This is a genomic window from Dokdonella sp., from assembly GCF_049593775.1.
Lineage (GTDB): Bacteria > Pseudomonadota > Gammaproteobacteria > Xanthomonadales > Rhodanobacteraceae > Dokdonella.
Genome location: NZ_JBAWHJ010000019.1, coordinates 1 through 6,368 on the forward strand (window position 1 = coordinate 1; position 6,368 = coordinate 6,368).

Below are 6,368 nucleotides of genomic sequence, written 5' to 3' on the forward strand. Positions count from 1 at the left end.
AGGCGGCAAGCAAGCCCAGCGCAAAAGCGCCGACTGCAAGGCGCAGGGCGATACGGGATAAAAAATGGCGGGAAACTGAAAGCATGGCGCAGCCTCGAATGAACTGGTGTTATAGTAGACCATAACACTATATGACAGCAAGACGGGATCGTCCCCTCGCACTACTGGTCCGGTCGCACTTGAATGGATACGTCAAAGGGTGAAACGGTTACACGCAATCGGAGATCCGGCCGCGATGGTTTTCCAGCCTTCTGATGATGGTTCGTACCACCGGCAAGCCGCTTCACATGACCTCGACAAAGCGTATGCCGACAACCGCAGCCTGTCTTGAGCCGATAGTCACACCGGTTTCGTCGGTGAGGTGCCGGGTTTCTCGCGGGTCCACGGACAGGCGTGCAAGGAGGACTTGAACAGCGACCAGGCCGGGAGCGGCAAGGTTCACAAGGCCCCTGGCGCAGGCCAATCAGCGCCTCCGACTCCTTGCCGGCGTCGCCGGATTCGGGCCTGCGCCGCTGCGCCACAGACGCGACCGCTGACCTGCGCGCATCAACTCGCTATACTGCGACGCTTGCATTCGTCCCCTTTTCATTCAGCCGGATCCGGAAATTTCGAGATGACCCGAGCGCTGCTGTTTACCCTTGCACTATTCTCTGCCTCCAACGTCCTCGCCGACGAGTCCAAGGGCGATCCCGCCGAGGGGCGCCTGAAGGCCTATACCTGCACCGGATGCCATGGCGTCACCGGCTGGAGGAACGCCTACCCGAACTACCATGTGCCGCGAATTGGCGGACAGAACTACGACTATCTGGTTGCCGCCCTGACCGAGTACAAGAATGGCGGGCGCAAGCATCCGACCATGCGTGCGCAGGGCGAAAGCCTGAGCGAGGCCGACATTCGCGACATCGCCTCCTTCCTTTCCAGTATCAAGAGTGCTGAGTGAGCCGACCGATGAACCTGACTTTCAAAATCAAGACGCTTGCGCGGCTAGCCCTGCTCGTTCTGGCCATACCGGCGGCATCTGCCTTTGCTGCGCCGGGAAACCTTGAATCGGGGAAAAAGCTCGCACCGCCATGCCAGGCCTGTCATGGCGCCGATGGAAACGCCACCGCGCCGATCTATCCGAAGCTCGCCGGCCAGTACGCAGATTATCTCGCCCGCTCATTGACCGAGTATCGCGATGGCGGCCGGGTCAATCCGATCATGGCGGCATTCGTCGAAAAGCTTTCGGACCAGGATATCCAGGATCTCGCTGCCTACTACGCAGCGATGCCAGGTCAGCTCGATGACCTCGACGGACGCATGAAAACGAAATAGCCTGGCGATAGCCAGGCTGTGCGCGGCAATCCAGATCCCGGCGAAAGCCGGGATTTGTGCAATGGCTACCCGGCCTTGCGCTCGTAGTAGGGCTTGTCACCCTTCTCGTGATCGGTAATGTCGCGCACTCCGGTAACTTCCGGAATTTTCTCGCACAGGGTCTTTTCGATTCCATTGCGAAGAGTGACGTCAACCATTCCGCAACCGTGACATCCGCCGCCGAACTGAAGGAGAACGATGCCATCAGCGGTGACTTCCCGAAGGGTCACGCGACCGCCATGCGAGGCAAGCTGCGGATTGATCTCGCTCTCGATCAGGTAGCGCACCCGCTCTATGAGACTGGCGTCACCCGTCGGTGGTGCGCCCCGCAACCCCGGCGCCTTGATCGACAATTGCCCACCCGTCGTATCGCGCTCGAAATCGATGACCGCACCGTCAAGCCAGGCAACGCTGTCGGCGGTCACATAGAGGATGAAGCCTTCGCACTCGATTTCCCACTCATCGCCGAGCAGGTCAGCCGGTTCGCAGAACTCCAGTTGGCAGTCGCCCTTCGGGGTTCCCGCATCCACCGCGCGCAACCGGATTCCGAGTCCGGGGGTGTTCTGGCTCTGGAGCAGGCCACGAAAATATTCCGCTGCCGATTCATTCACTTCGATCATGGCATCACCACAAAGAACTAATCAGCACCATTCTAGTCCTTTATTGCGTCAAGTGCATCGGCACTTATACTTGATGCAACGATGACTACATGGCGGAGCCATCACGATGCCTCTCGAGCTGTAGATCGTGGCGCACTGGCGCGGATGGACTGTCGGACTCGGTAGCGGATACGTGGGTTGTGCTGCACATGGCTGCACAAATGTCGCGAGCGCAGGGGGCGCATCCTCGGTAGCCGTTGCAGACGCTACCCCGGCGGCCTGACCATTGGAGTCGCGTCCGGCCCACCCATGCGATTGGCTCAAGGCGAAGCAAACATGGGATGCGCAGACAGGGGTCGCCTAATCGATGGTGTTGTGGTTTATTGAATCAGATGGCATTCGGAAGGACCGCCAGATACACCGCATGACTTGGCCCGGCATGCAGCCCTCGGTTCATCTCGAGGCACGCTTGGGAGATCCTCCGAAAGCTCCGCTTGAGCAGAGTTGCCCTCACTACCTTACGAATCACTGGAACTGTCCATGAATGCGGATCAACTCGCCACATCCCACTGCACGCCACGCAAGGGACCCGAAAATGCCCTCGACTCAGCCCAGGTTCGCGCGTACCTCGCAGCGCTTCCCGGTTGGTCGTTGACCGACGATGGCAAGGGCATTGCGAGGGAATATCGATTCGACGACTTCCACCGGACGATGGCATTCGTCAATGCAGTTGCCTGGATCGCCCACGTCGAAGATCACCACCCTGATTTCGAGGTCAGCTATCCCAGTTGCGCCCTCCACTATTCGACTCATGACGTCGGTGGGCTATCCTTGAACGATTTCATCTGCGCTGCCCGCGTGGACGCCCTGCTTGAACACGATTGATCGCGGCTGGGCGAGTGTTCCTGCCTGGCGAACCTACGCAACCTGGCTGACCTTCGCCGCGTGTGTCGTCATCGCAGTGCTGGCACTGCAGCAATTGGCACGCTACCAGCTCAATAACCACCTGGACCATTCCGCCAGTGCCGTACTTGGCGCGCTCATCCACGCGGACACGCCTTACCACTGGTCGGCTCGCGAGCCATCGAACCTTGTCGCCGGCCGGGCATTCGGAACAACCGAGTATTCGTTCGACTCGCAGGGGCTGCGCATGCGCTCGCAGGGCGAAGCCATCGAGGCCGGGCTGACACTCTCGGGCGCCATCGATCTCAAACGCTTTGCGAGGCTGCATGTCCAGCTTGCCAGCGAAAATGCCGGCAGCATTGCCGTTGTCATTCGCAGGTCGCTCGATTCGCCCAGTTGCAGCAGCGAACAGGTTCCATTCCAGGCAGGTGAATCGTCCTTGACCCTGGATCTGCATCGGCTTCCCTGGACATGCAATGGATCTCCCTCGCCTGCTCCCGATCGTGCCGAGATGCTGCGCTTGCGATTGCAACTCGATTCGGGATCTGCCGCTACCCTCGGCGAGGTTGAGGCACGCATGAGCCGGCAACTGACACCTTCCTCACTCGACCAACTGCAACTGCCGCTGATCCCCGACATGCAAGAGCCCCATGCCTTCGAGCGCGCGCTGGATCGGGCCAGCGCCGACATCGACGGCAGCCTGTGGCCGGTACTGCAATTGTCGACGGACGCTCGGGTCGAGCAATCCCTGCTGGCGCGCGACCTGATTCAGGAAAGCATCGCTGACGCGACCATCGTCACCCATGGTGGATTTCTCGAAGTTTCGCGGCTTGCGCGTCAATGGGAACCAGAGTCCAGGGACACGGGTTCCGAGCTTTGGCCATACGGGTTGCTCGGCCTCTACGCTGCCATTCTTCTCTGGATTCGCTTTCGACCCGTCCCGGGACCGCGACTGCGTGCATTGCTTGAACTACTCGGAGTAGCTGCGGTGCCTCTCGCGTTGATCGTGGGTGGCGCCGTCAGCAACGACATCAATCCGCCTCTTCTCGGCGCGGGAGCAATCACCATGGCGTTTGCACTCAGCCTGCTTGCCGGCAGCGCGCCTGCACAGCCGGGAGCACGCACGCTCAAGCGCGGATGGTGGGTCGCACTGTTCTCAGTAGGCCTTGCATTCGGAGTTGTAATGGCTACCGGCGGTCATTTGCCGGAATACCTGCCGCATTTCTCGCAAGTACTGCACTATCTTCTGTGGGCAGCGGCTCTGCAATTCGTGGTTTGCGTCATCGTCGCAGATCGCATCGAACGTCTGGTCGGCTCGGCCTTGTGGGCCGCGCTGGGTGCAGCGATGATTTTCGCCCTGCTGACCACGCCAAACGGAATGCTCATGCAGCTGAGCTTCGCTGGCGGCCTGATATGGGTGTGGAACTGGCAACGCCATCGTGCACTGCTCGCGAACATTCTGGCTCAGGCCGTCTGTGCGCTATTGCTGGTCAATTCCCTGCCTTCGGACTGGCTGCGATCCGGAGAGGTGAGTGCGCGGTTTTTCCTGCACTGACATTCATTCGGCCCATCGAACCGAGCCTGCGGAGACCGACATGAGGCAGTCCCGTCCCCCGAGTACATCGAGCAAACCACGGGAAGCCTCGGGAAATCGCGCCAGGTGTCTTCAAGGATCCGTCCAACAACAAGCCTCGACGGAAGGTCTCCTCCACGAATCCGCTCAGACCAGGATTCGGTGTTTCAGGCGCCCTTTCGCGGCGTTTTGGTTGTCCCCGATTCCAGCGCATCGATCACTCGAGTGAGCTCGGGCGGCAAGGGCGCGCTGAATGCGAAACTGCGATCGCCAATTTCGAACTCGAATCGCGCCGCGTGCAGGAACAACCGTTTCAAGCGGAATTCCTTCATTCTCTGATTGAATGCCCGATCCCCATATTTCTCATCGCCGGCGAGTGCATGGCCAATGTGGGAAGCATGGACGCGGATCTGGTGAGTGCGGCCTGTTTCAATGTTGATCTCGCACAGGGTCGCTTCGGCGAATTGCTGCAACTGGGATAGATGGGACACCGAAGGCTTGCCAGCCGCATCGACGCGGACCATGCGCTCGCCCCCTTGCAGGATCGATTTGCGCAACGGTTCATTGACCGTGATTCGTGCACGCGGCAACCGGCCCTGCAACAGCGCCAGATAGTGCTTGCTTGCCCGTCCTTCACGTATGACTGCCTGCAAGGCGGTCAATGCCGAACGTCGGCGCGAGAAGACGAGGATGCCACTGGTATCGCGGTCGAGGCGGTGCACGAGCTCCAGAGTATCCCTGGGCCGTGCGGCCCGCAGCAATTCAATGGCGCCGAAGCTGATGCCACTACCGCCATGGCTGGCTACGCCACTGGGCTTGTCCAGAACAAGAAAATCACGGTCCTCATGGACAACAGCCTCTTCAATCCGGTTCAACTGGCCGTCGGCAGGTCGGCCCGGATCTTCACGATCGGCCACCCGAACCGGCGGAATCCGCACCTCATCGCCAGCACTCAGGCGAGTGTCCGGCTTGGCCCTGCGTCCGTTGATTCGCACCTGTCCAGTGCGCAGGATTCGGTAGACAAGGCTGCGCGGAACTCCTTTCAGACGACCCGAAAGGAAGTTGTCAATTCGCTGGCCAATACGGTCATCGTCAATCTTGACGAGTTGCACGCCACCAGAGACGCCGTCTGCATTATTGGCCGAAGTGTGTGTCTTCATTGAAAAAATCCGGATCTGACTGCTACACTCCGCCCGCGTATCGCGTCGTCATCGGACCCCGATTTCGGGGAGCCCGAGACATTACATAGGCGCATTCAGTCGTTATACCTGTCCGAGCCCTGGTGCCTGAACTCAAGTTTGAGGGGCTCACAGGTCTGCAAAGCCCGGACATCGTAACGGTTCGAATCGGAGATTGCTTGCAGCCCTTGAGGGTGCAAAGGGTTTCCGGAATCGCATGCACCAAATGAGCGCTGGCGCCCGGAAAGCGTCGGCAATTTAACAAACAAGCGCTCCCGCGGCCGGTACTCCGGTCCAAGCGGATCGCGCGGCGCGACGTCTTCGGACAGCGCGCAACGCGCGGCAGCGGTTCGAGCGCTTGCAAGGAAACAAGACAATGAAGCGTATGTTGATCAACGCAACTCAGCGTGAAGAGTTGCGTGTGGCTATCGTCGATGGCCAGACCCTGTTTGATCTCGATGTCGAGATCCCCTCCCGCGAACAAAAGAAATCCAACATCTATCTTGGCCGCATCACGCGGGTCGAGCCCTCGCTGGAAGCCTGCTTCGTCGAATATGGCGGCGAGCGTCACGGCTTCCTGCCGATGAAGGAAATCTCCAAGCAGTACTTTGCTTCCGGCGTCGATTCCAACAAGGCCGGTATTCGCGAGCTGATCAAGGAAGGTCAGACTGTCGTCGTCCAGGTCGACAAGGAAGAACGCGGCAACAAGGGCGCTGCCCTGACCACGTTCATCAGCCTGGCCGGACGCTACCTCGTACTGAT

The 6,368-nt window shown here is 59.8% G+C and carries 8 protein-coding genes; 5 read left to right on the forward strand and 3 right to left on the reverse strand.

The genetic code is table 11. The annotated features are described in order from the left end of the window. Nucleotides 1–283: 283 nt before the first annotated feature. Entirely contained in the window at nt 284–442 is a 159-nt protein-coding gene (locus WBP53_RS00560) for a hypothetical protein (protein ID WP_423924866.1), read from the reverse strand. A gap of 171 nt (nt 443–613) precedes the next feature. Here WBP53_RS00560 and WBP53_RS00565 point away from each other — a divergent pair, with 171 nt between their 5' ends. Together WBP53_RS00565 and WBP53_RS00570 are read left to right on the forward strand one after the other, a co-directional pair. After that, nucleotides 614–940: a c-type cytochrome gene (locus WBP53_RS00565; RefSeq protein ID WP_423924868.1), complete on the forward strand. Its 327-nt coding sequence runs from the start codon at nt 614–616 to the stop codon at nt 938–940. A gap of 8 nt (nt 941–948) precedes the next feature. Beyond that, nucleotides 949–1,314, forward strand: coding sequence for a c-type cytochrome (locus WBP53_RS00570; protein ID WP_423924870.1), 366 nt, complete (start codon nt 949–951; stop codon nt 1,312–1,314). Nucleotides 1,315–1,379: 65 nt separating this feature from the next. Here WBP53_RS00570 and WBP53_RS00575 read toward each other — a convergent pair whose 3' ends face one another. Next, nucleotides 1,380–1,973, reverse strand: a complete 594-nt coding sequence (locus WBP53_RS00575) for an NfuA family Fe-S biogenesis protein (RefSeq protein WP_423924872.1) — start codon at nt 1,971–1,973, stop codon at nt 1,380–1,382. Between the two features lie 519 nt (nt 1,974–2,492). Here WBP53_RS00575 and WBP53_RS00580 point away from each other — a divergent pair. Both WBP53_RS00580 and WBP53_RS00585 read left to right on the forward strand, forming a co-directional pair. Then, on the forward strand, nt 2,493–2,837 hold the full coding sequence (locus WBP53_RS00580) for a 4a-hydroxytetrahydrobiopterin dehydratase (protein ID WP_423924873.1): 345 nt from the start codon (nt 2,493–2,495) through the stop codon (nt 2,835–2,837). Continuing rightward, the gene (locus tag WBP53_RS00585; RefSeq protein ID WP_423924875.1) at nt 2,824–4,410 is read left to right on the forward strand and encodes a hypothetical protein; all 1,587 of its coding nucleotides are present in this window, start codon (nt 2,824–2,826) and stop codon (nt 4,408–4,410) included. Before WBP53_RS00580 ends, WBP53_RS00585 begins: the two co-directional genes overlap by 14 nt. A 185-nt stretch (nt 4,411–4,595) precedes the next feature. Here WBP53_RS00585 and WBP53_RS00590 read toward each other — a convergent pair whose 3' ends face one another. Further along, nucleotides 4,596–5,588 (reverse strand): RluA family pseudouridine synthase, encoded by a 993-nt coding sequence (locus WBP53_RS00590; RefSeq protein ID WP_423924877.1) that lies wholly within the window; start codon nt 5,586–5,588, stop codon nt 4,596–4,598. Between the two features lie 394 nt (nt 5,589–5,982). Between WBP53_RS00590 and WBP53_RS00595 the strand changes: the two genes are divergently transcribed. Next, on the forward strand, nt 5,983–6,368 hold a 386-nt coding region (locus WBP53_RS00595; RefSeq protein ID WP_423924879.1), incomplete at its 3' end, for a S1 RNA-binding domain-containing protein.

Excerpts from the sequence above, each read along its gene's own strand:
- WBP53_RS00565 (WP_423924868.1), top strand. The coding sequence starts at position 614 with ATGACCCGAGCGCTGCTGTTTACCCTTGCACTATTCTCTGCCTCCAAC.
- WBP53_RS00580 (WP_423924873.1), top strand. The coding sequence starts at position 2,493 with ATGAATGCGGATCAACTCGCCACATCCCACTGCACGCCACGCAAGGGA.
- WBP53_RS00590 (WP_423924877.1), bottom strand. The coding sequence starts at position 5,588 with ATGAAGACACACACTTCGGCCAATAATGCAGACGGCGTCTCTGGTGGC.
- WBP53_RS00570 (WP_423924870.1), top strand. The coding sequence starts at position 949 with ATGAACCTGACTTTCAAAATCAAGACGCTTGCGCGGCTAGCCCTGCTC.
- WBP53_RS00575 (WP_423924872.1), bottom strand. The coding sequence starts at position 1,973 with ATGATCGAAGTGAATGAATCGGCAGCGGAATATTTTCGTGGCCTGCTC.